This is a genomic window from Pseudomonas sp. 05T35 (genome assembly GCF_056396605.1).
The window spans coordinates 1-350 of record NZ_JBFTLU010001019.1 but is presented as its reverse complement, the minus strand read 5'-3'; the positions used below and the strand labels follow the sequence as shown (position 1 = coordinate 350).

Sequence of the window (350 nt, the reverse complement as noted above, 5' to 3'; positions counted from 1 at the left end):
GGCACGGCTATCGCCCCCGCCCTTATGGCGCTCGCGCTCAAGACCGACCAGCATGCCGATCCCCAGCGCAGCGGCTGCATTGGTCAGGCCGAAGGTTTCACTCATTGGATACGCACCCGGTCATCCCCCCTGACCTCGGCGCTTATTTCGCGAGATCAGCCAGCACCCGTTGCTCGACAGCCGGGTCGGACCGAGAACCGGCGGGCGGTCGGGGCAATGGCTTGGTGTCAGTGTTTGCCGGCCAGGCATGCGGCGCATTGATGCGCGCCTTGAGTTGCCTGACGAACGCCTCAGCTTCATCCCGACTGTCGAACCCCACCTCCCATGCATCCATCTGTACGAGCCAACGG

At 64.6% G+C, this 350-nt stretch carries 1 protein-coding gene; it reads right to left on the bottom strand.

The genetic code is table 11. The features are described from left to right. Positions 1–142: 142 nt before the first annotated feature. Positions 143–350: hypothetical protein (locus AC1DH9_RS31205; RefSeq protein WP_477809594.1), on the bottom strand; the 208-nt coding region annotated here is incomplete at its 5' end.